Source organism: Microbacterium luticocti DSM 19459 (assembly GCF_000422405.1).
Lineage (GTDB): Bacteria > Actinomycetota > Actinomycetes > Actinomycetales > Microbacteriaceae > Microbacterium > Microbacterium luticocti.
Genome location: NZ_AULS01000001.1, coordinates 97,993 through 123,332 on the forward strand (window position 1 = coordinate 97,993; position 25,340 = coordinate 123,332).

21 protein-coding genes, 1 tRNA gene and 1 pseudogene are annotated in these 25,340 nt (G+C 70.4%); 11 read left to right on the forward strand and 12 right to left on the reverse strand.

Going from position 1 to position 25,340, the window contains the following annotated elements:
* The first annotated feature begins 93 nt into the window (after positions 1-93).
* The 4 genes from H577_RS0100495 (at position 94) to H577_RS0100510 (ending at position 2,962) form a co-directional block, all read left to right on the forward strand.
* Positions 94-591, forward strand: a complete 498-nt coding sequence (locus tag H577_RS0100495; RefSeq protein WP_029144284.1) for an NfeD family protein — start codon at positions 94-96, stop codon at positions 589-591.
* Positions 588-1,700, forward strand: coding sequence for an SPFH domain-containing protein (locus H577_RS14555; protein ID WP_084515708.1), 1,113 nt, complete (start codon positions 588-590; stop codon positions 1,698-1,700). The genes H577_RS0100495 and H577_RS14555 overlap by 4 nt, the downstream gene beginning before the upstream one ends.
* Positions 1,697-2,491 carry a glycerophosphodiester phosphodiesterase family protein gene (locus H577_RS0100505; RefSeq protein ID WP_029144285.1) on the forward strand — a complete coding sequence of 265 codons (795 nt, stop codon included), beginning with the start codon at positions 1,697-1,699 and terminating at the stop codon, positions 2,489-2,491. The genes H577_RS14555 and H577_RS0100505 overlap by 4 nt, the downstream gene beginning before the upstream one ends.
* Before the next feature lie 93 nt (positions 2,492-2,584).
* Positions 2,585-2,962: an RNA polymerase-binding protein RbpA gene (locus H577_RS0100510; RefSeq protein WP_029144286.1), complete on the forward strand. Its 378-nt coding sequence runs from the start codon at positions 2,585-2,587 to the stop codon at positions 2,960-2,962.
* 10 nt (positions 2,963-2,972) lie between these two features.
* Here H577_RS0100510 and lnt read toward each other — a convergent pair whose 3' ends face one another.
* The 9 genes and pseudogenes from lnt to H577_RS14560 form a co-directional block, all read right to left on the reverse strand.
* On the reverse strand, positions 2,973-4,559 hold the full coding sequence (lnt, locus tag H577_RS0100515; RefSeq protein WP_029144287.1) for an apolipoprotein N-acyltransferase: 1,587 nt from the start codon (positions 4,557-4,559) through the stop codon (positions 2,973-2,975).
* Between the two features lie 26 nt (positions 4,560-4,585).
* On the reverse strand, positions 4,586-7,090 hold the full coding sequence (locus tag H577_RS0100520) for a DEAD/DEAH box helicase (protein WP_029144288.1): 2,505 nt from the start codon (positions 7,088-7,090) through the stop codon (positions 4,586-4,588).
* Positions 7,087-7,839 (reverse strand): twin-arginine translocase subunit TatC, encoded by a 753-nt coding sequence (gene tatC, locus H577_RS0100525; protein WP_029144289.1) that lies wholly within the window; start codon positions 7,837-7,839, stop codon positions 7,087-7,089. Before tatC ends, H577_RS0100520 begins: the two co-directional genes overlap by 4 nt.
* Before the next feature lie 66 nt (positions 7,840-7,905).
* Complete coding sequence (gene tatA / locus H577_RS0100530) at positions 7,906-8,151, reverse strand: Sec-independent protein translocase subunit TatA (RefSeq protein ID WP_029144290.1); 246 nt, start codon at positions 8,149-8,151, stop codon at positions 7,906-7,908.
* A gap of 85 nt (positions 8,152-8,236) precedes the next feature.
* Positions 8,237-9,202: a helix-turn-helix transcriptional regulator gene (locus H577_RS0100535; protein ID WP_029144291.1), complete on the reverse strand. Its 966-nt coding sequence runs from the start codon at positions 9,200-9,202 to the stop codon at positions 8,237-8,239.
* A complete protein-coding gene (locus H577_RS0100540; RefSeq protein WP_425411309.1) occupies positions 9,199-10,212 on the reverse strand; it encodes a helix-turn-helix transcriptional regulator in 1,014 nt (337 codons plus the stop codon). The genes H577_RS0100535 and H577_RS0100540 overlap by 4 nt, the downstream gene beginning before the upstream one ends.
* Positions 10,213-10,266: 54 nt before the next feature.
* Entirely contained in the window at positions 10,267-11,220 is a 954-nt protein-coding gene (locus tag H577_RS0100545; RefSeq protein WP_029144293.1) for an FKBP-type peptidyl-prolyl cis-trans isomerase, read from the reverse strand.
* A gap of 9 nt (positions 11,221-11,229) precedes the next feature.
* The gene (locus tag H577_RS0100550; protein WP_029144294.1) at positions 11,230-12,249 is read right to left on the reverse strand and encodes a tRNA (adenine-N1)-methyltransferase; all 1,020 of its coding nucleotides are present in this window, start codon (positions 12,247-12,249) and stop codon (positions 11,230-11,232) included.
* A gap of 152 nt (positions 12,250-12,401) precedes the next feature.
* Positions 12,402-13,064, reverse strand: a pseudogene (locus tag H577_RS14560) (HAD family hydrolase); the annotation flags it as partial.
* Positions 13,065-13,147: 83 nt separating this feature from the next.
* Here H577_RS14560 and H577_RS0100560 point away from each other — a divergent pair.
* Positions 13,148-14,017, forward strand: coding sequence for a proteasome assembly chaperone family protein (locus H577_RS0100560; protein ID WP_029144295.1), 870 nt, complete (start codon positions 13,148-13,150; stop codon positions 14,015-14,017).
* A gap of 41 nt (positions 14,018-14,058) precedes the next feature.
* Here H577_RS0100560 and H577_RS0100565 read toward each other — a convergent pair whose 3' ends face one another.
* Both H577_RS0100565 and H577_RS0100570 read right to left on the reverse strand, forming a co-directional pair.
* On the reverse strand, positions 14,059-14,889 hold the full coding sequence (locus H577_RS0100565; protein WP_029144296.1) for an undecaprenyl-diphosphate phosphatase: 831 nt from the start codon (positions 14,887-14,889) through the stop codon (positions 14,059-14,061).
* 39 nt (positions 14,890-14,928) lie between these two features.
* Entirely contained in the window at positions 14,929-16,233 is a 1,305-nt protein-coding gene (locus H577_RS0100570) for a M20/M25/M40 family metallo-hydrolase (RefSeq protein ID WP_036283219.1), read from the reverse strand.
* A 109-nt stretch (positions 16,234-16,342) separates the two neighbouring features.
* On the opposite strand from H577_RS0100570, the gene H577_RS0100575 reads away from it, so the two are divergent.
* Positions 16,343-16,427 (forward strand) — tRNA-Leu (locus tag H577_RS0100575).
* A gap of 179 nt (positions 16,428-16,606) precedes the next feature.
* On the opposite strand, the gene H577_RS14565 is transcribed toward H577_RS0100575, so the two are convergent.
* The gene (locus tag H577_RS14565; RefSeq protein WP_051191529.1) at positions 16,607-17,008 is read right to left on the reverse strand and encodes a MarR family winged helix-turn-helix transcriptional regulator; all 402 of its coding nucleotides are present in this window, start codon (positions 17,006-17,008) and stop codon (positions 16,607-16,609) included.
* A 90-nt stretch (positions 17,009-17,098) separates the two neighbouring features.
* On the opposite strand from H577_RS14565, the gene H577_RS14570 reads away from it, so the two are divergent.
* The 5 genes from H577_RS14570 to glgB all read left to right on the forward strand — a co-directional run bounded on the left by H577_RS14570 (position 17,099) and on the right by glgB (position 25,168).
* The gene (locus H577_RS14570) at positions 17,099-18,154 is read left to right on the forward strand and encodes an ABC transporter substrate-binding protein (protein WP_084515711.1); all 1,056 of its coding nucleotides are present in this window, start codon (positions 17,099-17,101) and stop codon (positions 18,152-18,154) included.
* Positions 18,155-18,218: 64 nt separating this feature from the next.
* Positions 18,219-19,667, forward strand: coding sequence for an APC family permease (locus tag H577_RS14575; protein WP_051191532.1), 1,449 nt, complete (start codon positions 18,219-18,221; stop codon positions 19,665-19,667).
* 44 nt (positions 19,668-19,711) lie between these two features.
* On the forward strand, positions 19,712-20,731 hold the full coding sequence (locus H577_RS0100595; RefSeq protein WP_029144298.1) for an acetamidase/formamidase family protein: 1,020 nt from the start codon (positions 19,712-19,714) through the stop codon (positions 20,729-20,731).
* Positions 20,732-20,933: 202 nt separating this feature from the next.
* Positions 20,934-23,027 carry an alpha-1,4-glucan--maltose-1-phosphate maltosyltransferase gene (locus tag H577_RS0100600; RefSeq protein WP_029144299.1) on the forward strand — a complete coding sequence of 698 codons (2,094 nt, stop codon included), beginning with the start codon at positions 20,934-20,936 and terminating at the stop codon, positions 23,025-23,027.
* Positions 23,024-25,168 carry a 1,4-alpha-glucan branching protein GlgB gene (glgB, locus tag H577_RS0100605; RefSeq protein WP_029144300.1) on the forward strand — a complete coding sequence of 715 codons (2,145 nt, stop codon included), beginning with the start codon at positions 23,024-23,026 and terminating at the stop codon, positions 25,166-25,168. Before H577_RS0100600 ends, glgB begins: the two co-directional genes overlap by 4 nt.
* Positions 25,169-25,340: the final 172 nt, after the last annotated feature.

Consider the following 25,340-nt stretch of genomic DNA (forward strand, 5'->3'; position numbering starts at 1 on the left):
TCGCGCGCGGCGCTTCGACCCTATCAATCCCGGTGTCGTCGGCATACGTCATGCTAGGTTCGAGGCACACTCGATGACGGCTCTGGAGGCGGCGTGGACCTGATCACGGGCATCGAACAGTTCGCGTGGATCGCCTGGATCGTGCTCATCGCGCTGTTCCTCGTCATCGAGATGCTCACTCTGGACTTCACATTCCTGATGCTGGGCATCGGCGGCCTGGCGGGCCTGATCGCCGATCTGTTCGGCGCGCCGCTGTGGCTGCAGGTGGTGATCGCCGCCGTGCTGGCGGTGCTGCTCATCTTCGTCCTGCGACCCCCGCTGCTGCGACGCCTGCGTCGCGGCGAGGACCCGACCCCGTCGAACGTGGCAGCGCTCCTGGGGATGCCGGGACTCGTGCTGTCGACGGTGACCCGGCTGGGCGGGCTGGTCAAGCTCGACAACGGCGAGACCTGGACCGCGCGCACCGCCGATGACGACGAATCCATCCCCCCGCACACGCACGTGCGCGTGGCGCGCATCGACGGTGCCACGGCCTTCGTCCACACCGACCCCCAGACCGATCCGACGACCCTGCAGGAGGACGACGCATGACCGTAGAGCAGCTCATCCCCACCGCGATCGGGTGGCTGCTGGCCATCGCGATCGTCATCTTCGTCTTGGTGGTGATCGTCCGGTCGATCCGGATCATCCCCCAGGCCACCGCCGGCATCGTCGAGCGCCTCGGCCGCTACCACAAGACCCTGCAGCCCGGCCTGAACCTGCTGGTGCCGTTCATCGACCGACTCCGTCCGCTCATCGACATGCGTGAGCAGGTCGTATCGTTCCCGCCGCAGCCGGTCATCACCGAAGACAACCTGGTCGTGTCCATCGACACCGTCGTCTACTTCCAGGTCACCGACGCCCGTGCCGCCACCTACGAGATCGCCAACTACCTCGGCGCCGTCGAGCAGCTCACCACGACCACGCTGCGCAACGTCGTCGGCGGTCTGAACCTCGAGGAGGCGCTCACCAGCCGCGACGAGATCAACGGCCAGCTGCGGGTCGTCCTCGACGAGGCGACCGGCAAGTGGGGCATCCGCGTCTCACGGGTCGAGCTCAAGGCCATCGACCCGCCGGTGTCGATCCAGGACTCGATGGAGAAGCAGATGCGTGCCGAGCGTGACCGCCGTGCCGCGATCCTCACCGCAGAGGGCTCGAAGCAGTCGCAGATCCTCGAGGCCGAAGGGCGCCGGCAGGCCGCGATCCTCGAGGCCGAGGGTGACAAGCAGGCGCAGGTGCTGCGCGCCGAGGGCGAGGCCCAGGCGATCGGCGCGGTGTTCGACTCGATCCACAAGGGCAACCCCGACGACAAGCTGCTCGCCTACCAGTACCTGCTGACGCTGCCGAAGATCGCCGACAGCGCATCGAGCAAGCTGTGGATCATCCCCAGCGAGTTCACCGACGCGCTCAAGGGCCTGACCGGTGCCTTCGGCGGCACGGTGGCGGGTGCCGCGGCCCGCGCACGCGCGGCGAGCCCGGCAGCGACGGGCCCGGCCGCGGGGAGCCCAGCAGCGGCGAGCGCCGGCACGACGGCCGCGGCGGGCGCGCAGCCCTCCGCCCCGTCCGGGACATCGGCGCCCACGCCGGCGACCACGGCCGGTCCCGGCGACACCGCACCGGGCACCACCTCCGAGCCGCCGCTCACCCCGCCCACGCCGTGACGCATCCCTGGTTCGCGGGGTCCGGCACACCCCGTGTCCTCGCGCACCGGGGCCTGGTCACGGCGGCAGCTGCTGCCCACGGCATCGCCGAGAACTCGTTCGCCGCGGTCGCCGAGGCACACGCGGCCGGTGCGGTGTACGTCGAGTCCGACTGCCACCTCACCGTCGACGGTGCGGTGGTGCTGTTCCACGACGCCACATTGCAGCGTGTCACCGGAGACCCGCGCCCGCTCGCCGCGGTGTCGCTCGCAGAACTCGACGCGCTCATGGCCGATCGCGGGGGGCTGATCACGCTCGAGCAGGCCCTCGACGCGTTCCCCACCGTCCGGTTCAACATCGACGTGAAGGCCGACGAGGCGGCCGAACCCGCCGGAAGGATCGTCGCGCCCCACGCCGACCGGGTACTGCTGACCAGCTTCTCGGATCGGCGGCGTGGGCGCGCCCTGACCGCAGCGCGAGACGCCGGCGGTGTGCCGGCCACCTCGGCGGGCACCGCCACCATCGGCCGGGTGCTGGCGGCGCTGACGCTGCACTCGCGCGCGCTGGTCAGACGTGCCCTGTCCGGTGTCGACGCCCTGCAGGTACCGGAACGGCATCGCGGCGTGCGGATCGTGACGCCGCGACTGCTGGATGCCGCACACCGGGCCGGTGTCGAGGTGCACGTGTGGACGGTGGACGAGGAGGCCGACATGCGCAGGCTGTTCGCTCTCGGTGTCGACGGCGTGGTCACCGACCGTGCCGATCTGGCGCTGCGCGTGGCAGCCGGTCAGGCCCCGGGCACCGACCGCTGAGCATCCTCTGTGAAAGGCCTCCCGCCCCTGCCCGTTCGGATGATGCGCACAGGTGGACGCGTTATACCTGGGTAGCGACGAGAGGACCACACCATGGCAGACCGGAGCCTGCGCGGCATCCGACTCGGCGCCCAAAGCCTGCAGAGCGAAGAGGGCGTCGTGTTCCATGAGCGCATCCAGAAGACCTATGCCTGCACGGCGTGCGGGCGCGACACCACGCTGACCTTCGCAGCCGACGCCGAGGTGCCCGAGACCTGGGAATGCCGCACCTGCGGCGGTGAGGCGGTGCTGCGGGTCGGTGACGGCACCGTCAGCGTCGACCACAGCGACGACAAGGCACCCCGCACCCACTGGGACATGCTGCTGGAGCGCCGCACGATCCCCGAGCTCGAAGAGCTGCTCGAGGAGCGCCTGAACTACATCCGCGCCCGTCGTGGCGCCGCCGACGACAGCTCGAAGCTGTCGGCCTGACCTTTCAGGATCACGCGATGCCGGTCCCGTCGGGGCCGGCATCGTCGTTTCGCGCGCGCGGCTGGCGGCGCCACGGCGCCCACACCAGCAGGCCGAGCACCGCGATCGCCGCCGCACTCCCCCAACCCAGCAGCACGGTGATCGCCGGCCCGGCGATCACCGCCGGGGTCAGCCCGGTGCGCAACGGCACGTCGTGCAGCAGTGCGCCGGCGGTGTCGGCGGGAAGGCCGGCGATCTCGCGCCCGTCCGGCGCGATCATCTGGCTGGTGCCCACCGTCGAGATGTTCACCACCGACCGGCCGGTCTCGATCGCGGCCATGCGCGCGAACGCCAGCTGCTGCAGGTTCTCGTCGGTGCCCCGGAAGTCGGCGTTGTTCGTCTGGAACATGTACACCTCGGCGCCGCCGCGGGCACCGTCCCAGATGACATCGTCGTAGATCACGTCGAAGCAGATCGCCAGCCCCACGCCGACCCCGTTCACCTCGAACACCGGTGGGTTCGTGCCCGGCGTGTACTCGCGCTGCACCAGGTCGATCAGGTCCGGAGCGAAGAAGCGGTAGAACGGCCGGTCGGGCACGTACTCACCGAAGGGCACCGGATGCCGCTTGTCATAGACCGCGACGGGGTTGTGCGGGGCGTCCGCCTGCCACAGCAGGGACGAGTTGAACAGGTCATCACCGCGTTCGGTGATCGCGCTGACGATCAGCGGAGCCCCCACCTCGGCACTCAGCCCGTCCAGAGCGGCTGCGGTGGTGGCGTCGGAGGTCGGGTCGGAGTCGACGCCGCCCTCGGGCCAGAGCAGCACGTCCATCGGCTCACCGATGAGAGGGGCGGTGGCATCCAGCTGCGCGTTCAACACCTCGCCGGGCCGGCGGTGGTCGAAGTAGCCGGTGGGACCGTTGCCCTGCACCGCCCCCACCCGCATCGATCCGGCGGGTGTGGTCGGAAACTGCGGCACGAGCATGACGGCGACGCCCACCAGTGCCGGCAGCATGGTGCGGACGTCGCGGAACCGGGCGATCCGGACGTATTCGATCGCGGCGGCGCAGACGAACACGACCAGGAACGACAGCCCGCTCACCCCCACCCACGAGGCCACCTGGGCGAAGGGACCGTTGACCTGGCTGATCCCCACCCTCCCCCACGGGAATCCGCCGTACGGCCAGCTGCCGAGCACCTGCTCGCGCATCGTCCACAGACCCGCCACCAGCACCGGCAGCAGCACAAGCCGTGCCGTGCGGCCCGGTGCACGACGCGGAAGCCACCGGTACGCGAGGGCGATCGGCAAGGCCCCGGCGGCGGTGAGGACCGCCTCGAAGATCGACAGTGCCAGCCACGGCACGGGGCCGAGGTACCGCGCGGTGAACGACACGTTGACCAGGAAGAACACCACACCGAACGCGAAGCCGACCAGCACCGCCGCCCACGTCCGGCGTCCGATCAGGGCGAGCAGTGCCAGCGCCACGGCCGGGAACGCCAGCGGCCACCAGCTGGTCGACGGGAACGCGAGCGTCAGGAGGAAACCACCCAGCGCCGCTGCGAACGTCGCGACACCCAGCGGCAGCAGCGGGCGCGGCAGGGCACGGCGTTCGGGCACCGCTCCAGCCTACGGGAGCCGCCCGTTCACACCGACGAGTAGGCGACGATGCCGCGGCGCACCGCGTCGAGGGCACGTCGGGCCGTGGCGGCCACGTCGGCGTCGGAAACGAGCGTCAGCTGGTCGAGCAGATCGATGGTCTGCTTCGCCCACCGTACGAAGTCCCCCGCCGCCATATCGGCCTCGACCAGCACCCGCTCCAGCCCCGCCCCGCGCGCCCACGAGTGCATCGCCTGCGCGAGACCCGACGGCACCTCGGCGGTGCCGGGCAGGTGGTGGTCGTGCTCCAGATCATCCAGCTGCGCCCACAGCCGCTGTGTCTCGGTGAGCGCCGCGCGGAACGGCCCGCGCGGCAGGCCCCGCTCCCCCGCCTGAGCCTGGTCGCGGCGCGGTTCGTAGACGAGGCAACAGACGAGCGCGGCCAGGCCCGCGGCATCCAGGTCTCGCCAGATGCCCGCACGCAGCGATTCGGCCACCAGCAGGTCGCGTTCGCCGTAGATGCGGCGCATGGTGCGGCCGGCGTCGGTGAGCACGGTGGCCCCGTCGTCGTCGATCCGCACGTAGTCGAGTGCCGCGAGCACGTCGACGACCCGGTCGAACTGGCGGGCGACGGTGCCGGTGCGGGTGGCGATCTGGCGACGGATGCGGTCGGTCTCGCGCTCGAGTTTCCAGTACCGCTGCGCCCACCGGGCATGCGCCTCGCGGTCGGGGCAGTCGTGGCACGGATGCCGCTGCAGTCGCCGCCGCAGCCGGTCGATCTCGCGTTGCCGCGCCTGGCGGGCGCTGTGCGAGGCGTGACCGTCCTTGCGGCCCTGCTTCTCGAGGTCGCTGAGCGCGCGCCGCATCGCGGAGTACTCGAGGAAGTCGCCGCGATCGCACGTCATCGCCTCGGCGTAGCCGGCGAGCGAGTGCTCCTGCTCGCGCACCCGTCGGGCGAGCCCCACGACGGCGCGGTCGGCCTGGAACTGCGCGAACGACGACTCCAGGATCTCGCGCGCACGGGCACGCCCGAACTGGTCGATGAGGTTCACCGCCATGTTGTAGGTGGGACGGAAACTGGAGTTCAGCGGATACGTGCGCCGCGACGCCAGTGCCGCGACCGACTGCGGGTCCATGCCCTCGGTCCACTGGATGACCGCGTGCCCCTCGACGTCGATGCCGCGGCGGCCGGCACGACCGGTGAGCTGGGTGTACTCCCCCGAGGTGATGGCCACCCGGGCCTCGCCGTTGAACTTCTCGAGCTTTTCGAGCACGACGGTGCGGGCGGGCATGTTGATGCCCAGAGCGAGCGTCTCGGTGGCGAACACCGCCTTGACGAGCTTGCGCTGGAACAGCTCTTCGACGACCTCTTTGAACGCGGGCAGCAGTCCGGCGTGATGCGCGGCGATGCCGCGCTCCAGGCTCTCGCGCCACTCCCAGTAGCCGAGCACGGCGAGGTCCTCGTCCTGCAGGGTGCGGGTGTGCTCGTCCACGATCTCGCGGATCTGCGCCCGCTCGGCGTTCGAGGTGAGCCGGACCCCGGCACGGCGCAATTGCTGCACCGCGGCCTCGCAGCCGACCCGGCTGAAGATGAAGAAGATCGCCGGCAGCAGCCGGTCGCGCTCGAGCAGCCGGACCACGTCGGGCCGGTCCATGCGTTCGATGCGCCGCGCGTTCGCCGATCGCACCGGGCGCCGGTGGCTTCGGTCGGGGCGGCGACGGGATGCCTCGTACCCGCCCGACGACCGGAACTTCTGCGCGCTGCGGTTGTTCTCGTAGCGCTGGCCGGTGAACGAGCGGATGCGCATGAGCTCCTGGTTGACCCGCGCCGTGGCGACGCCGGCGCGGTCGTCGAACAACGGCAACAGGTCGCCGCGCACGAGCACGTGCTGCTCGAGCGGCACCGGCCGGGTCTCGGAGACGATCACCTCCACCGCGGAACCGCCGCCGTCGGCGCCGGCGCCGCGGACGGTGTCGAGCCAGTCGCCGAACTCCTCGGCGTTGGACACGGTCGCCGACAGGCACACCAGCCGCACCTGGAGCGGCAGGTGGATGATGACCTCCTCCCACACCGCGCCGCGGAACCGGTCGGCGAGGTAGTGCACCTCGTCCATCACCACGAACCTCAGGTCACGCAGGGCGGTCGAGTCGGCGTAGAGCATGTTCCGCAGCACCTCGGTGGTCATCACCACGACCCGCGCGGAGGGGTTGATGCTCACGTCGCCGGTGAGCAGGCCCACCTCATCCGCCCCGTACACGTCGACGAGTTCACGGAACTTCTGGTTCGACAGGGCTTTCATGGGCGTGGTGTAGAACGCCTTCGCCGCGACCTGGCGCATCGCCAGGTGGATCGCGAACTCGCCCACCACGGTCTTTCCGGCGCCGGTGGGGGCGGCGACCAGCACGCTGCGATCGTCTTCGAGGGCGTGGCATCCGGCGATCTGGAAATCGTCGAGCTCGAACCGCTGCGCCTGCGCGAACGCCGTGGCGATCGGATGCCGCACCGCAGCCTGTGCGTCCGCGTAACGGTCGGCGGGACTGCGGTCGCTCACCCCAGCGGCTCCACCGGGCTGCGCTTGGCCTTGCGCCGGTCGAACAGCAGCGACAGCAGCGCCGCCGCGAAGTAGAGCACGCACAGGATGCCGGCCAGCAACAGCATCGACGTGACATCGGCCGCGGGGGTCGCCGCGGCGGCGAACACCACGATGACGATGATCGCCACCCGCCACCCCTTGAGGATCGTCTTGCCGCTCATGACGCCCGCCAGGTTCAGCGCGACCAGGAACACCGGCGTGACGAACGACACTCCGACCACCAGCAGCAGTTTGAAGACGAAGTCGTAATAGGTGGAGTAGTCGTAGAACCGTGAGATGCCATCGCCGTCCGGGACGAACAGGGCCATGATCTCGACCATGTGCGGCATGATCAACCAGCCCACGTACAGACCACCCACGAACAACGGGATCGCCGCGCACATGAAGCCGACCGTGTAGCGGATCTCTTTGCGGGTGAGGCCGGGCATGACGAACGCCCACAGCTGCCACAGCCACACCGGTGCCGAGATCAGCAGACCGATCGAGAACGCGATGCGCATGCGCAGGTCGAACCCGCTGGTGACCGTGTTGAAGTTCAGCTTGGTGTACTCGTGGCCGTTCTGAGCGGCGATGTGCGCGATCGGCTGCGACAGCAGATCGATCACCGGCTCGCTGATGATGAACGCGATCACCATCCCGACCACGAGGCCGGCCGCCGCGATGAACAGCCGTTTGCGCAACTCGCGCAGATGATCGCCCAGCGACATCCGCTTCTCGCGCCGCGGCGTCGCCGGTTCGTCGATGTGCGGGGAATCGGTCTGTGTCACGACCGGCTATTGCTTGGCGTCGCCGCCGCTGTTGGTCGGCGTCGGTGCGCTGGACGAGGCATCCGTCGCCGGTGCCGACGGCGTCGCCGACGCGGGGGGCGCGTCGTCTTGCTTCATCGCCTTCATCTCGCCTTTGAACACCCGGGCCGACTGGCCGAGGCTCTTGGCGAGGGCCGGCAGCTTCGCCGCCCCGAACAGCAGCAGGATCACCGCGAGGATGATCAGGAGGTGCGGCCACCCGAATGCGCCCATGTCGTCTCCTTCGTGCGCTGTCGGAACAGTCTAACCCGCGGCGCCGAGGCCCCGGCACGCGGGGCGGTGTTTCGGCGGACCGAGCTCACTGCGGGTACTGGGCGAGCGCGGCCCGCGCCCACTCCGCCGCCGCGGCGCGGGCCTGGTCGGGCCGTAGGATCCGCAGGTCACCGCCGAGGCCCGTGGCGAGGCGTTTGAGGCTCTGCGCGTCGGCGACCCGCAGCGTCGCGATGGTCACACCGTTTGCTGTCCGCGTCTCGGCGTGGTCGAGGTATCCGCCCAGCTGCGGCGCGAGGGCGGCGGGGAACCGCACCTGCACCACGATGTCGCCGCGTCCGGTCTGGAACAGCTCGGGCACCGGCTCCTCGCCGTGCGCGATCGGGATGTCGGTGAGGACGGGCTCGCTCACCCGGTCGAGGTGGAAGGTGCGCATCGCCTGCCGCAGGTGGCACCAGCCCTGCAGGTACCACTGCCCGTCCGCGATGTGGACCTTGACCGGGTCGACGGTGCGGGTGGTGGCCGCGGCATCCGGCGCCTTGTAGACGAACGAGATCGCCACCCGGCGCCGCAACGCCTCGTCGACGGCGCTGCGGACGTCGTCGACCGGTTCGGGCGCGACGATCACGTCGGCCGGGGTGCTCGACGCTCCGCGCGCGAGCTTGGCGAGCAGTCCGGTGATCACACCGCTGTCGCCGACGCCGGGCAGTGACCGCGCCAGTTGCAGACCGGCCAGCAGGGCGGCCGCCTCGCGGGCGGTGAGCCGGGGCGCCTTCTCGAGCCCGACCGCGTTGGTGATGACGATGCGGTCCTGCTCGTCCAGCAGGTCCCAGTCGATGTCGAACAGGTCGTTGGGCAGCTGCCAGTAGCCGCTGTCGCCGGGGCGTCCGATGACGGTGAGCTTCTCGACCATGGCGCGCATCTGGTCCGGGCTCACGTCGAAGTCCCGGGCGGCGTCAGCCACCGACACCTCGCCCTGGTTCAACAGGTAGGGCACCAGCTGCAGCATCATGGCCGCCCGATCGGTGGCCAGCACCGGTCGCTCGCCGTTCATCGCGCTCCTTCGTGCACCTTCAGGGCGGTCCGGAGGCGCCGCACCACCTGATCGCGCAGCTCGGCCGGTTCCACCACCCGTACCTCGGGGCCGTACGAGGCCAACTCGTCGGCGAAGATGTGGACGTCGACGTACGGCACGCGGATACCCTGCTCGGCGGGTGTGCCCCGACGGTGCAGCCGCAGTGCCGCCTCGGTGCCGGGATTCACCTCCAGCAGCGCGGACTGTCGTGACGCGACCGCCGCCAGGCCGGCCAACGCCCGCTCGCCCGCCCCGTCACGCAGCGCGGGATCGAACCCGGTGCGGGTGACCTTGACGTCGCCGGCGATCCGCGAGAGCAGGAACGTGCGGTCGGCGTCGGCGTCCACGTCGATGCCGAACACGTGCCAGCGCGCCTCGTACTCGACAAGGGCGAGCGGGCGCACGGTGCGCACCCGCGGCGCGCTCTCGCCCGGCTTCAGGTAGGGGAACGTGACGACCCGGCACTGTTCGATGGCACGTTGCAGCGGCGCGAACGACGCCTCACGCTGGCTGATCCGGGGCGAGTAGCCGATGATCGGCTCGTCGACGTCGATGCCGAGTGCCCGGATCTTGCGCAGTCCGCTGCGCGCGTCGGCCGACAGCGAGCTCTGACTCCACACCTCTCCGGCGAGGGTGAGCACCGCCACCTCGGCGGGCGTGAACGTGATGTCGGCGGGCAGTGCGTACTCGGAGGTGGGGATGCGGTACCGCGCCTGTCGCAGATCGTCCGGGTCGAGGCGGTCGCCGATGGTCTCGATCGGTACGCCCAGGCCCCGCAGGTTCTCCTTGTCGCGCTCGAACATCTTCTCCAGAGCATCCTTCGACGCCCCGGCCTCGCCCTGCTCGCGGTACCCCGACACCGAGGCGAGGATCGCGTCCTTGGTCAGGCCCTGCTCGGTCGCCATCAGGGCGACGACGAGGTTCAGCAGCCGTTCTTCGGGGGCGTTGCGCTCGACGGACGGCGACGATGACGCGGCATTGGCGGGCACGTCCCCCATCCTAGGACCGGGCCCGCAGCCGCGTGCGGGAACGCGCGGGCGCGGCTACTGACCGGAACCGGCCGGGCCGATCCCGAGGATGTCGATCACCGCGATCTGCGTGTCCTGCGCGTCCGAGGCGCCATCCGCCTTCGGAATCACCGCGAGCACCTGCGATCCGACCGTTTGACCTTCCACCGCGTGCTGGAAGCCCTTCGACATCGTCGACAGCGTCACGAACTGCGGTGAGGCATCCCATGTCGTCTCGGCCACGCTCTTGTCGGTCCAGTTGACGACGGTGTAGTTCAGCAGCACCGGGGCGTCACCGGTCACCTTCTCGCCGTCACCGCGCTTGAGCACCTGCACCTTCTGCGTCGTGGGGGCGGCTCCGTCGGGGACGATCACGCCGGGGCGGCCGCCGGGCGCCCGCACCACCGCGGGCATGCCCCAGCCGGAGTTGTAGACCAGGGCACCGTTGGCGGCTCCCAGGTAGACCCGGCGCACGTCGAGCACGGCGATCAGTGAGTCGTCGGCGGCCAGGCCGAGGCTCTGCGCGCCGGTCGGTGCCACACCGCCGGGAGCGATCGCCACGGCGATGCGAGAGCCTGCGGTCGCGCAGTGCAGGGCGTCGCCGAACGCCGGGAACGACTGCACCCACTGCGACAGCGGCATGGCGCGGGACTGGTCACCGTCGTACGGGGTGCTGATCAGGGTCTTGCCGGTCTGCGCGCTGACCAGCGAGACGTCGAGCACGATCATCTGGTCGTCGCGGTCGATCGGCACCGTACCGGTGCCGGCGGTGACGTCGGCGAACTCGGTGTGCGCGGTGTGGAACGGGGTGCGCACCTGCACGTGGGGCACGGATGTCTCGGATCCGGTCACCGAGACCAGGTCCATCGTCGGCGACCCTGCGTCGGTGTGCCGCGGGCACGACGCCGCCGGGTCCGACGACGAGGCGCAGCCGACGAGGGCGACGGCTGTCAGGGACAGGACGGCGAAGACAGCGGGGAGTTTGCGCACCGGACCAGTCTAGGCGTTCGACGAATCGTCCCCGGACGGCCCTGCCGCGGCCGCACGGCGCGCACCGTCGGCGGCGCGCTTGGCGTCGCGGGCGCGCTTGCGCAGGTTCTTGTCGGTGATCTGCCGGTCACCCACCGCACCCGGCGTCCACAGCTCCACATCCTCGTCGCCGTACGCCGTCTTGCGCACCGCGCGCCGCCGCACATCGGGCGGCACCGCGCCGGGAGCCAGCCGCCGAGCGGCCAGCAGGAACCCGGTGTGCGCCACCATGCGGTGGTCCGGCCGCACCGCCAACCCCTCGACGTGCCACCCGCGCACCATGGTCTCGCTGGCTTCGGGCTCGGTGAACAGACCGGTGCCGCGGATGTACTCGGCTGCTCGGCTCAGCTGGGTGGCGGTCGCCACATAGCAGACCACGACCCCGCCGGGGACGAGCGCCTCGCCGACCGCGTCGATGCACTCCCACGGTGCGAGCATGTCGAGGATCACCCGGTCGGCACCGCCGGGTGGCACGGTCTCGGGCAGGCGCTGCGTCAGGTCACCGAGCTCGATCCGCCAGTTCTCGGGGACCGCGCCCAGAAACGTCGTGACGTTCGCCTCGGCCACCTCGGCGAACTCCTCACGCCGTTCGAACGAGATCAGCCGCCCGGTCGGCCCGATCGCACGCAACAGCCACAACGACAGCGCACCCGACCCGACGCCCGCCTCGACCACCACCGCACCCGGGAACACGTCTGCCTGGGCGAGGATCTGCGCCGCGTCCTTCGGGTAGACGATGGCCGCGCCGCGGGGCATCGACATCACGAAATCGCGCAGCAGCGGCCGCAACGCCAGGTACTCGGCATCGCCGCTGTTGCGGACCACCGATCCGTCCGGCAGGCCGACCAGGTCGTCGTGGCGCAGCACGCCGCGATGGGTGTGCAGCTCACCGCCCTCACGCAGCGTGACGGTGTGCAGGCGGCCCTTCGGCCCCGTCAGCTGCACGCGGTCGCCGTAGCGGAACGGGCCGCGCAGGCCGGGGACGCTCACGCGTGGGCTCCGGGCTGCGTCGCGACAGGGTCGCCAGGGCGCGTCGCGACAGGGTCGCCCGTGAGACCGCCGGTCACCGGGTCGTCGGCCGCGGAACCCCCGGGGGCGCCGCGGCCCTCCCCGCGCGGACCGGCCACACCGTCGCCGGCGCCGCGGTGCGCCCCGAACACCGCCGCCACGTCGTCGGCGTCGCGGCCGTGAAGACTCGGCCAGAGGGCGTGCGCGCCCGCACCGGTCAGTGAGACCATGTGCGGCACGCCCACGGTGACCGCACCGGAGGCCACGGCGGCACGCAGCCCGTTGGGCGAATCCTCGAACGCGACCGCATCGGCGGCATCCACCCCCAGCGCCTGACACGCCTGCAGATAGGGATCGGGATACGGCTTGGGCCGGGTGACCTCGTCACCGGCCACGATCACATCGAACGCGGGAAAGTCGATCAGGTCGGCGACCGCACGCGCCATGCGACCCATCGACATGGTCACCAGCGCGGTCTTCACCCCGGCATCGCGCAACGATGCCAGCAGCTCGCGCGCGCCGGGACGGAACGGCACCCCGTCGCGGGCGAGGCCGGCGAGCACGTCGTCGGTGAGTCGGTCGACGATCGCGGTCACACCCATGCGCACCCCGGCGGCCTGAAACATGCGCGCCGACTCGTCCAAGGCCAGACCCACCAGTTGCAGGGCCTGCTCGCGGGTCCACGTGCCGCCGTGCTCGGTGACCAGCTGGGTCTCGGCACTCATCCAGTACGGCTCGGTGTCGACCAAGGTCCCGTCCATGTCCCACAGGACGGCCGCCGGCAGGGATGTCGTCATCCTCCCATGCTATCGGCGCGGTCCCGGGCGGCCGCCGGGCCCGCTCGCCTATTCTGGACGGTGACCGGTGGAAGGGGGCGCGCGTGGACGGACTGGGCTCACGGGTGGTCGTCGCCGCCTTCGACGGCTGGAACGACGCCGGCGAGGCGGCCACCTCGGCGACGACCCTGCTGAAGGAGTCCGGCCGCTTCGAGACCGTCTACTCGGTCGACCCGGAGCTGTACTTCGACTACCAGTACACCCGCCCGCAGATGGTCACCACCGGGGACGGCCGTCGCGTGCTGCAATGGCCCGAGACCACCCTGCTGCGCCCCACGGGTCGGGGGCGGGGGCCCCGGCTGTGGCTGCTGGGCGGCGTCGAACCGGCGCGAGCGTGGCAGTCGTTCTCGTCCGAGATCGTGGACGTGCTGCTGCGCGAAGACATCACCGGAATGGTCGCCCTCGGCTCGATGATGTCGGATGTGCCCCACACCCGTCCGATCTCGGTGTTCGCCGGCAGCGACAACGAACAGCTGCGTGCCGCGCTCGATCTGGAACGCAGCACCTACGAGGGCCCGGTGGGGATCCTCAGCGCACTGTCGGTCGCGGCCGAGGATGCCGGCATCCCGTGTGTGGGCCTGTGGGCGAGCGTGCCGCACTACGTCGCCGGACACACCCCGTCACCCAAGGCGACGCTGGCGCTGCTGGACCGCCTCGAGGACCTCACCGGGGCGCAGGTGCCGCGCGGCGACCTGCCCACGCAGGCGGCGGCATGGGAGGCGTCGATCGACGCAGCGGCCGCCGACGACGAGGAGATGAGCGCCTACATCCGTCAGCTGGAGGCCGCCCGCGACACGTGGGATTCGCCCGAGGCATCCGGTGATGCCATCGCCCGGGAGTTCGAGCGCTACCTGCGTCGCGGCGACGGACCGGGAAAGCCCGGCCGCGACGACCCACGCCCGGGTGCTCGCTGAGCCCGTCCCGCCCGACGCCAGCCGCAGGAGGTTCAGACCGGTCAGGCCGTGATCGCGCCGGTGCTCAGCAGCACGATCAGCACGGTGCCCAGCGCCACCCGGTAGACCACGAACGGCAGAAAGCTGTGCTTGGAGATCCACTTCATGAAGAACGCGATGACCGCCAGCCCCACTCCGAACGCGACGACGGTGGCCACGAGGGTCTCGCCCATCGAGAACGCCTCGTGTGCGGGTGTGCGGATGACCTTGGCCAGCTCGTAGAGCCCGCTGCCGAAGACCGCGGGGATGGCGAGCAGGAACGCGTACCGTGCCGCCGCGGCGCGGGTGTAGCCCATCAACAGCCCCGCGGTGATGGTGCCGCCCGAGCGGGACACGCCCGGAATGAGTGCGAGCGACTGCGCGAGCCCGTACAGGATGCCGTGGCCCACGGTCAGATCGTCGAGCTTGCGCCGCTGCGCGCCGATCATGTCGGCGATGCCGAGGACGACGCCGAACACGATGAGTGTGCCGGCCACGATCCACAGGGAGCGCAGGGTGGTCTCGATCGCGTCTTGGAACAGCAGTCCGAGCACCACGATCGGGATGGTGCCGACGATGATCAGCCAGCCCATCCGGGCGTCGGGGTCGTTGCGGGGGATGCGACCGGTCAGTGAGCGGAACCAATGGCCGATGATGCGCACGATGTCGCGCCAGAAGAACACGACGACGGCGGTCTCGGTGCCGATCTGGGTGATGGCGGTGAACGCCGCCCCCGGATCCCCCGCCTCGGGCAGGAAGGCGCCGACGATGCGCAGGTGAGCGCTGGACGAGACGGGCAGGAACTCGGTGAGTCCCTGCACGAATCCGAGCAGGACGGCCTCGAAGAAATGCATGGGGCGCCTTTCGTGCGGTGTCGGCGGGGATCGGCGGGGTCAGCAGGTGCGCAGCAGGTCGGTGAGCACGGCGGTGCCGAAATCGAGGGCGTCCAGCGGCACCCGTTCGTCGACGCCGTGGAACATGCCGGTGAAATCGAGCCCGGCGGGCAGTCGCAGCGGGGCGAAGCCGTAGCCGGTGATCCCCAGGCGCGCCAGCGCCTTGTTGTCGGTGCCGCCGCCCATCAGGTAGGGGATGACGGGAACGCCGGGGTCGTGCCGGCCGAGGGCGGCGACCATGGCGTCGACGAGGTCGCCCGACAGCGGTGCTTCCAGCCCGATGTCGCGGGTGACCGTCTCGATCTCGATGTCGTCGCCGACGATGCGGCGGACCTCGGCGAGCACGGTCTGCTCGGTGCCGGGCAGCACGCGCACATCGATGAGCGCCTCGGCGACATCGGGGATCACGTTGTGCTTGTAGCCGGCGGACAGGCCGGTGGGGTTGCTCGTGGTCCGCAGCGTCGAACGGATGAACCCGGCGGCGGGGCCGGCAAGGCCCGCGAGGGCGTCGGGATCGGTCTCGCCCGTGCCACCCAGGTCGGCGAACCGGTCGAGCATGGCGCGGGTGGTGTCGGTCAGCTGCACCGGCCACGCGGTGCGGCCGAGGGCCGCCACCGCTTCGGCGAGGCGGGTGATGGCGTTGTCGGGGTGGTGGCCGCTGCCGTGCCCGGCCCTCCCCCGGGCGCGCAGCCGCAGCCAGAGCAGGCCCTTCTCGCCGGTCTGCAGCAGATACGCGCGGCGGTCGCCCACGGTGATCGAGTACCCGCCGACCTCACTGATGGACTCGGTCGCCCCGGCGAACCAGTCGGGTCGGTCGCGCACGACCAACGCGGATCCCTCCTGCCCGCCGTCCTCCTCGTCGGCGAAGAAGGTCACCACGATGTCGCGGGCGGGCTGTTCCCCGGCGCGCAACAGGTTGCCGACGGCGGCCAGGATCATGGCATCCATGTCTTTCATGTCGACGGCGCCGCGGCCCCACAGCATGCCGTCGCGGACGACGCCGGCGAACGGGTCGACGCTCCAGTCCGCCGCGATGGCCGGCACCACGTCGAGGTGACCGTGCAGCACCAGGGCCGGACGGTCGCGGTCACGCCCCGGCACGCGTACGCAGAGGTTGGTGCGACGCGGGATCGGCTCGTACAGTTCGGGGGTCAGCCCGAGTGAGGTCAGGTGCGCGGCGACGTATTCGGCGGCCTCGCGCTCCCCCGCGGCGCGGCCGCCGCCGTGGTTGGTGGTGTCGAGACGGATCAGATCACGGGCGAGGCGCACGACCTCGGTCAGGGCACCGTCCTCCGGGTGGGGCATGCGCTCCAGGCTACCCGGTGGGTGCGGCCGCGAACGCGCGTCACGGGTTCGGTGCGCAGGCCCAAACGTGATAATGTCGTTCCTCGGTTGCGAAACCGACGCATCACCTGCGCGGGTGGCGGAATAGGTAGACGCGCTAGCTTGAGGTGCTAGTGCCCGTATAGGGCGTGGGGGTTCAAGTCCCCCCTCGCGCACAGATTGTGGAATGGGCCCCGGACGGGGCCCATTTCGTTTTCCCGGCCGGGGTCGGCGTGTCGGTCGGGGCGGCTCGGTCGGCCCCGGTTTGGGGCGGATATATGCGTTTGGGGCGCATACGTGCCGGTTGATGCGCACGAATGCGCCCCAAACCCGAACGTGGTCGGCTTGGCGGCGCCTATGCGTCGGCGTCGGGGCGCGCGGCGACCGCCGCCTCCCACGCCTGGACGATCGCATCCATGCGCGCGAGGCGTTCGGCGCCGGGGTCCGAGACGTGCACCGTGATGCGCCGCCGATCGGCGAGACCGGTGTGGCGGAAGACGCTGGCCGCATCCTCGAGGGTGTCGACGATGCGTGACAGGGTGGGACGCGGGATCCCGGTCGCCGCCGCGAGCTCGCCCATCGTCATGGCCGCAGGTCCCGCGGCGCGCAGCGCCGACAGCACGCGCCACTGATCGACGGTGGCGCTCTCGTCGGCAAGGGCTGCGTCCAGCGCGTCGATCAGCGACTGCTGCGCCCGGATGGATGCCAGCACGGTCAGCACGTGTGACCCGATGATCGAGGATTCGGCCGCCTGCATCGTCACCGACCTCCGCTGTGGTGTGTCGCACGGTGCCGATCGCGCACGGTGCGGATCGCGTGCGGGCCCTCTCGTGCCCATACTGGGACTATGACCTCAGCGGTCAGCATAACGTCTGCGCTCGAAGCGATGCTGGACGGTCCGCGCCCCGACACCGTCACGCTGGGTGTCGTCGTGTCGCTGAGCGGTGTCATGGGGGTCGCCGGACCGGGGATCCTCAACGCCGCACGGCTTGCCGCCGAAGAAGGCGCCACGACGATGGATCGGCCGCTGCGCCTGGTCGTCATCGACGCAGGGCAGGGTCCGTGGCAGACCGCGCGGGATGTGGCCGCCGTGATCGGCAGCACCGGACTGGACGGGATCGTGGGGGCACACACCTCCGACGTACGTGTCGCGATCGAGCGCACCGTCGCCGGGCGGGTCCCGTACGTGTTCACGCCACCGCACGAATCGGTGCAGCCGACCGGTTCGACCGTGTTCATCGGAGACGGCCCGGTGGCACAGCTGCGCGAGCCCGTGCGCGCCCTCATGCACGACGGACGCGTCCGCCGGTGGGCGCTCATCGGCAACGACTACGTCTGGCCGCGTTCCATGCACGCGGCCGCGCGCGCCGTCATCGCAGATCTCGGCGGGCAGGTGGTCTATGACCGGCTCGTCCCGGTCGGGGTCGCGGATGCCGACGAACTCGTCGATCAGGTGATGCGATCCGCCCCCCACGCCGTGCTGGTCTCGCTGATCGGCCGCGACGGGATCGTGTTCCATCGCGCGTTCGGTGCGTCCGCTGCGGCACGATCGTGCCTGCGTCTGTGCACGGCGCTCGACGAGAATTGTCTGCTCGCCGCCGGTGGCGACGACACCGGCACGTTGTTCTCGGCGATGCCGTTCTTCGACGTCGACGGCAACGGGTTCGGCAGCATCCACGCCGCCTACACGCACCGCTACGGCGCACCCGCCCCGACGCCGGGTGCGTACGCGGTCGGCTGCTATGACGGCGTCCGGCTTCTCGCCGACGTCGTGGGGCGACGCGCCGACATCGCCCACACCGGCGCGTCCGCATACGCCCGACTGCGCACCCGCAGCCCGGTGGGTCTGGCACGAGCGGCGGGAACCTGGTTGGAACCGGTGGCGGCGGGCGGCCGACCGTAGTAGCGTGGGCAAACCATTTCCACGTGAAAACATCGCTTCGAAGGCGAAGCGGAGAGGACTGGTCATGACTCTGCCTCCCGACGCAGATCCGAACCCGAGCGGCACCGCCGAGCATGCGGATGCGATCGAAAAGTTCGGCTACACGCAAGAGCTCAACCGCACACTCACGTTCTCGGACCTGCTCATCTACGGGCTCATCTTCATGGTGCCGATCGCCCCGTTCGCGATCTTCGGCAGCGTGTTCCAGCAGTCCGGGGGCATGGTCGCGCTCGCGTACATCATCGCCATGGTCGGCATGATGTTCTCCGCGAACTCGTACGCGCAGATGGCCCAGGCCTTTCCGATGACCGGATCCGTGTTCACGTACGTCGGCCGCGGCACGCACCGCGGCGCCGGATTCGTCGCCGGCTGGATGATCCTGCTCGACTACATCCTGGTGCCCGCGCTGCTGTACCTCGCCGCCGCGCTGGCGATGGCGAGCTTCGTGCCGGGCGTGCCGGTGTGGGCGTGGGTGATCGTCTTCGTCGTGCTGAACACCGTCATCAACTACTTCGGCATCACCCTCACCGCCCGCGTGAACAAGTACATGCTGATCGCCGAGCTCATCGTCCTGGCGATCTTCCTGGTCATCGGCCTGTGGGCGGTGGCCTCCGGCCGCGGCCACTTCAGCTTCGACGCGTTCTTCAACCCGCACACCTTCACGTTCGCGATCGTCTTCGGCGCGGCATCCATCGCCGTCCTCTCGTTCCTCGGATTCGACGCCATCTCGACCCTCGCCGAAGAGAACACCGGCACCAGCAAGCAGCTGGGCCGATCGATGGTGTTCTCGCTGCTGATCGTCGGGGCGCTGTTCGTCGTGCAGACCTGGGTGGCCGCCATGCTCGTCGAAGACCCGGCGACCCTGATCGCGAAGGGGGATGTCGCGGGCACGGCGTTCTACGACGCCGCCGCGTTCGCGGGCGGGCCGTGGCTGGGCGTGCTCACCGCCGTGGCGACCGCGATCGCGTGGGGCTTCGCCGACGCCATGGTGGCCCAGGCCGCGACCAGCCGGCTGCTGTTCGCGATGGCGCGCGACCGGCAACTGCCGAAGTTCCTGCGGCACGTGAACCGCAAGCACAAGGTGCCCACGAACGCGACGTTCCTGGTGGCGGCGATCTCGCTGGCCATCGGCATCCCCCTGGCGTCGATCCCCGACGGACTGACCGTGATCTCGTCGCTGGTGAACTTCGGAGCCCTGACCGCGTTCTTGATGCTGAACGTCGCCGTCGTCTGGTGGTTCGCCGTCAAGCACCGCTCGCGGCACTGGTTCCTGCATCTGATCTTCCCCGTCCTGGGCTTTCTGGTCCTTGTCGCCGTGGTGTGGAACGCGCAGGTCGCCGCGCAGACGCTCGGCTTCATCTGGTTGGGGCTGGGCATCATCCTCGCCATCGTCCTGGGAGCGAGGGGGCGGCTGCGCGACCCGCTCTCGATGCAGGCGGCCGACACCGCCGACGGCGACACCGTCGGCGACTGAGTGAGCGGTGAGCGAAGAGAACGAGTGATCGAGGAGAAGGTGCGATGAGCATCCATGAACTGCGGCCCGCGGCATCCGACTATGCGTACGTGTTCGGGGGCACCGAACCGGTCGTGCAGATCCGATCCGGCGACATCGTCGAGGTCAGCACCGAGGACTGCTTCGGCGGACGCGTCCGATCGGCGCAGGATCGGCCGAGCGAAGTGTGCGACTTCGAGAAGCTGAACCCCGTCAGCGGGCCGATCGCCGTCGAAGGCGCCCAGCCCGGTGACATGCTGGCCGTCCATTTCATCGACATCCGACCGTCGCGTCCGAGCGCCGTGTCGGTCACGTTCCCGTACTTCGGGGCGTTGACCTCCAGCCACGAGACCGCGACGCTGCAGGATCCGCTGGAGGAACGCGTCTGGTTCTATGACCTCGACCTCGAGCGCTGGACCGCGCACTTTCGCGCACACGGCTCCGACTACGAACTGGAGCTGCCGCTCGACCCGATGCACGGCGTCGTGGGTGTCGCCCCCGCCGGCGGAGAGGTGCGCCTGGTCGTCACCCCGTCGTCACACGGGGGCAACATGGACTCCCCCGAGGTGCGCCGCGGCACGACGCTGTACCTCCCGGTCAATGTGCCCGGGGCGATGCTCGCCCTCGGCGACGGACACGCTCGACAGGGCGAGGGCGAGGTCATCGGCACCGGCCTGGAGTGCGCGATGGACTCGGTGATCGCCGTCGAGCTGATCACTGCGGCTGCCCCGGCCTGGCCGCGGTACGAAGACGACGAGTTCATCATGAGCACCGGCTCGGTGCGGCCCCTGGAGGACGCGTTCCGATTGAGCCAGAAGGACCTCGTCGAGTGGACGGCCTCGTTGACCGGGATGGATCTGCTCGACTCCTACCAACTGGTGAGCCAACTCGGCCTGGCGCCGGCGGCGAACGTGTGCGACCCGAACTACACCATGATCGCGAAACTGCCGAAGTGGGCGCTGCGGGATGCCGAAGCCTACGGCGGCGCGCATCGCCGGCTGCGGGCGGCCGCCCACGAGTACCGCACCGATCACGGCATCCGGTGACCGCGTCGAAGGCCCTGTGACACGGCGCCCAGACCGGGACGGCGACGCCGGCCGACGTCCTGACCGTCGGCCGGTGCGGCCCCCGCGCGACAGCGGCAGGGAAGCGGTGAACGTGACCGGGGATGGGAACACATGCGGCCCTCGTGCGTGACGGCGGCAGGGAAGGGTGCCGCGGCGGGGTGCCGCACGATAGGTTCGAGTCGTGGCATCCCGTACCCCGCGTCGCCCCGCAGCCTGGCGCAGTCCCAGCGCGATCCCGGTGCGGCCGGTCGAGCCCTGGCCGCAGCCGTCGGACACCGTCACCGGGCGCATCCCGCTTCAGCACGCCGCCCCTGCCCTGCCCGGCTTCGACGGGCTCGCACCCAAGGCGTTCGCCGGCGAAGTGGTCCCGTTCCGGGTCACGGCGTTCCGCGAGGGTCACGACCGCATCGGCGTGCACCTGCGCCTGTACTCCCCCTCGGGCGACGAGTCGCTGCACCGCCTGGCTCCCCTCGAGGACGGTTTCGACCGTTGGCGTGCCGAGATCGCCCTGCTCGAGCAGGGCGACTGGTCGTTCCGTTTCGAAGCGTTCGCCGACGACCACGCGACATGGCACCATGCGGCCATGCTCAAGATCGCTGCGGGGGTGGATGCCGCCCTCATGCGCGAGCTGGGGGCCCAGTTGTATCTGCGGGCCGCGGCCGACAAGAACCGCCCCGCGGCGCAGCGCACGACCCTGCGTCGGGCCGCAGCCGCGCTGCGCGCCTGCACGGACGACGACGCGGGCCGTGCCACCGCCTTGCGCCTGATCGACGATGTCGACATCGCCCGGATCTTCCGTGACCGTCCCGTGCAGTCGCTGGTCACGGTCGGCGCGACGCTGCCGCTACGCGTGGAACGGGAGCGGGCCGGGGTCGGTGCCTGGTACGAGCTGTTCCCCCGCTCCGAGGGCGCGTGGAAGGACGCCGACGGCATCGTGCACAGCGGCACGTTCCGCACCGCGGCCGAGCGGCTCGCCGGGGTCGCCGGCATGGGCTTCGACGTCGTCTACCTGCCGCCGATCCACCCGATCGGGCACACCCACCGCAAGGGCCCGAACAACGCCCTCGACGCCGGCCCCCACGATCCCGGATCGCCGTGGGCCATCGGCGGCGACGCCGGCGGACACGACTCCGTGCACCCCGACCTGGGCACGCTCGCCGACTTCCGCGCGTTCGTGACGGCCGCCCGCACGCACGGCCTCGAGGTCGCGCTCGACCTGGCACTGCAGGCCTCCCCCGACCACCCGTGGGTGCGCGAGCATCCGGAATGGTTCACCATCTTGCCCGACGGCACCATCGCCTACGCCGAGAACCCGCCGAAGAAGTATCAGGACATCTACCCGATCAACTTCGACCACGACCCGGACGGCATCCGCACCGAGGTGCTGCGGGTCGTCGAGCACTGGATCGCGCAGGGGGTGCGGATCTTCCGTGTCGACAACCCGCACACCAAGCCGCTGTGGTTCTGGGAGTGGCTGATCCGCACCGTCACGGCCGCGCACCCCGACGTGGTGTTCCTCGCCGAGGCGTTCACCCGCCCCGCTCCCCTGCAGGCCCTCGCGCGCGCGGGATTCCAGCAGAGCTACACCTATTTCACCTGGCGCAACACCAAGGCCGAGCTCGAGGAGTTCCTCACCTCGATCACACAGGACACCGCCGACTTCCTGCGGCCGAACCTGTTCGTGAACACCCCCGACATCCTCACCGAATACCTGCAGTTCGGCGGTCGCCCCGCGTACCGCATCCGCGCCGCCGTCGCCGCCACCGCCGCGCCCAGCTACGGCGTGTACGCCGGTTACGAGCTGTACGAGAACGTCGCCCGTCCGGGCTCCGAAGAGAACATCGACAACGAGAAATACGAGTACAAGGTCCGCGACTGGGCTGGCGCCGAGGCATCCGGCGACTCGCTCGCCCCCTACCTGCGCAGGCTCAACGAGATCCGCCGAGCCCACCCGGCGCTGCGTCAGCTGCGCAACCTGACCCTCGCGCACAGCGACGACGACGCGATCCTCGTGTACGTCAAACACCTCGACGCCGCGCTCTCGCCGACCGGGCACAGCGACACCGTCATCGTGGTCGCGAACCTCGACCCGCACTCGGTGCGGCAGACCATGATCCACCTCGACACCGAGCGATTCGGCATCCCGCCCGGTGCGCCCTATGCGGTGCAGGACCTCGTCACCGGCGCGGAGTGGACCTGGACCGACCACAACTTCGTGCGCCTGGACGCGTTCGACGAGCCGGTGCACATCGTGCACGTGACGGGGGCGTCATGACCGTGCCGGACGAGGTGCTCGACCTGGTCGCCCACGGCGCCCACCACGCGCCGCACGACGTGCTGGGGCTGCATGCCGAGACGGATGCCTCCGGCCGCACGGTATGGACGATCCGGGCTCGCCGGCCCCTCGCCCGGTCTGTCACCGCAGTGTTCGCGGACGGCGGCCGCACCGAGCTCGAGCATGTGCGCGAGGGCATCTGGGCCGGCGTGCGCACCGCCCGCCCCTGCGCATACGTGCTGGAGGCGACCTACCCACAGGGTCCGTCGCACATCGCCGACGACGCCTACCGGCACCTGCCGACCCTCGGCGAGCTGGACCTGCACCTGATCGGCGAGGGCCGCCACGAGCGGCTGTGGGAGGTGTTGGGCGCGCACGTGCGCACAGATGACGGTGTGGCGGGCACGGCGTTCTCGGTGTGGGCGCCGAACGCCCGCGCGGTGCGCGTCATCGGCGACTTCAACCGGTGGGACGGCACCGGTCATGCGATGCGGTCGCTGGGCGCCAGCGGAGTGTGGGAGCTGTTCGTGCCCGGTGTCGGTGCGGGCGCCGTCTACAAGTTCGAGATCCTCACCCGCAGCGGCGCGTGGATCCAGAAGGCCGACCCGATGGCCCGCCAGGCCGAGACACCGCCGGCCACCGGATCGGTGGTGACCCGCTCGCAGTACTCGTGGGCGGATGACGGCTGGTTGGCCGCCCGCGCCGACGCACAGCCGGTGGCGGGCCCGATGTCGGTGTACGAGCTGCACGTCGGGTCGTGGCGTCCCGGCCTCGGCTACCGGGAGCTGGCCGATCCGCTCATCGCGCACGTGCAGTCCCTCGGCTTCACGCACGTGGAGTTCATGCCGCTGGCCGAGCACCCCTTCGGCGGCTCGTGGGGTTACCAGGTCAGCGGCTACTACGCTCCGACCAGCCGGTTCGGCTCGCCCGACGACCTGCGGTACCTGATCGACCGGCTGCACCAGGCCGGCATCGGCGTGATCGTGGACTGGGTGCCCGGCCACTTCCCCAAGGACGACTTCGCGCTGGGGAGGTTCGACGGCGAGGCGCTGTACGAGCATCCCGACCCGCGACGCGGCGAGCACCGTGACTGGGGCACGTACATCTTCGACTACGGCCGCAACGAGGTGCGCGGTTTTCTCGTTGCGAACGCGCTGTACTGGTTCGACCAGTTCCATGTCGACGGTCTACGGGTGGATGCGGTCGCGTCGATGCTGTACCTCGACTACTCCCGCGCCGACGGGGAGTGGGTTCCCAACATCCACGGCGGCCGCGAGAACCTCGAGGCCATCCGCTTTCTGCAGGAGGTCAACGCCACCGCCTACCGGCTCCACCCCGGGATCGCGATGATCGCCGAGGAGTCCACGAGCTTTCCGGGTGTCACCGCTCCCACCGACCGGGGCGGGCTCGGGTTCGGGTTCAAGTGGAACATGGGCTGGATGAACGATTCGCTCCGCTACATCGAGCGTAACCCGCTGTACCGCTCGCATCACGCCGGCGAGCTGTCGTTCTCGTTCGTGTACGCGTTCAGCGAGAACTTCGTGCTGCCGATCAGCCACGACGAGGTGGTGCACGGCAAGGGCAGCCTGCTCGCGAAGATGCCCGGTGACCACGACCGCAAGCTCGCGAACGCGCGGCTGTTCCTCGCGTACATGTGGGCGCACCCCGGCAAGCAGTTGCTGTTCATGGGACAGGAGTTCGGACAGCTCTCGGAGTGGTCCGAGTCCCGCAGTCTCGACTGGTGGCTGCGCGACCAGCCCAGTCACCGGCAGTTGGAGCACTTCGTCGCGACGCTCAACGACGTCTACCGCAGGCATCCCGCACTGTGGCGCCGCGACGGCGACGCGGGGGCGTTCGCCCACCTGGGCGCGCCCACGTGGCATCCCGACGTGCTCGCGTTCAGCCGCACCGACGGCGCCGGTCAGACGCTCGTGGCGGTGTGCAACTTCTCGGGCGGCGTGCTCGACGGCCACGAACTCGACCTTCCTTCACCCGGCACCTGGCACGAAGTGCTCAACACCGACGGGGTCGAGTACGGGGGCTCGGGCGCCGGAAACATGGGCGCGGTGCGCACGGATGCCGCCGGCCGCGCCCGCCTGGTCATCCCCGCGCTGGGCGCGCTCTGGCTCGTGCGCGAGTAGTCGATCCGGCTCGGGCGCACCCGGGCGCTTCGCTCGCCCCTCAAAGCCGCTCAGACCCGGGCGGCTCAGTGCCCGGGACGCCTCGGTGACGGATGCCTCAGAGATCGAGACGCCTCGGTGACCGGGACGGCTCAATGACCCGGGCGCCTCAGTGACTGCGGCGCCTCGGTGA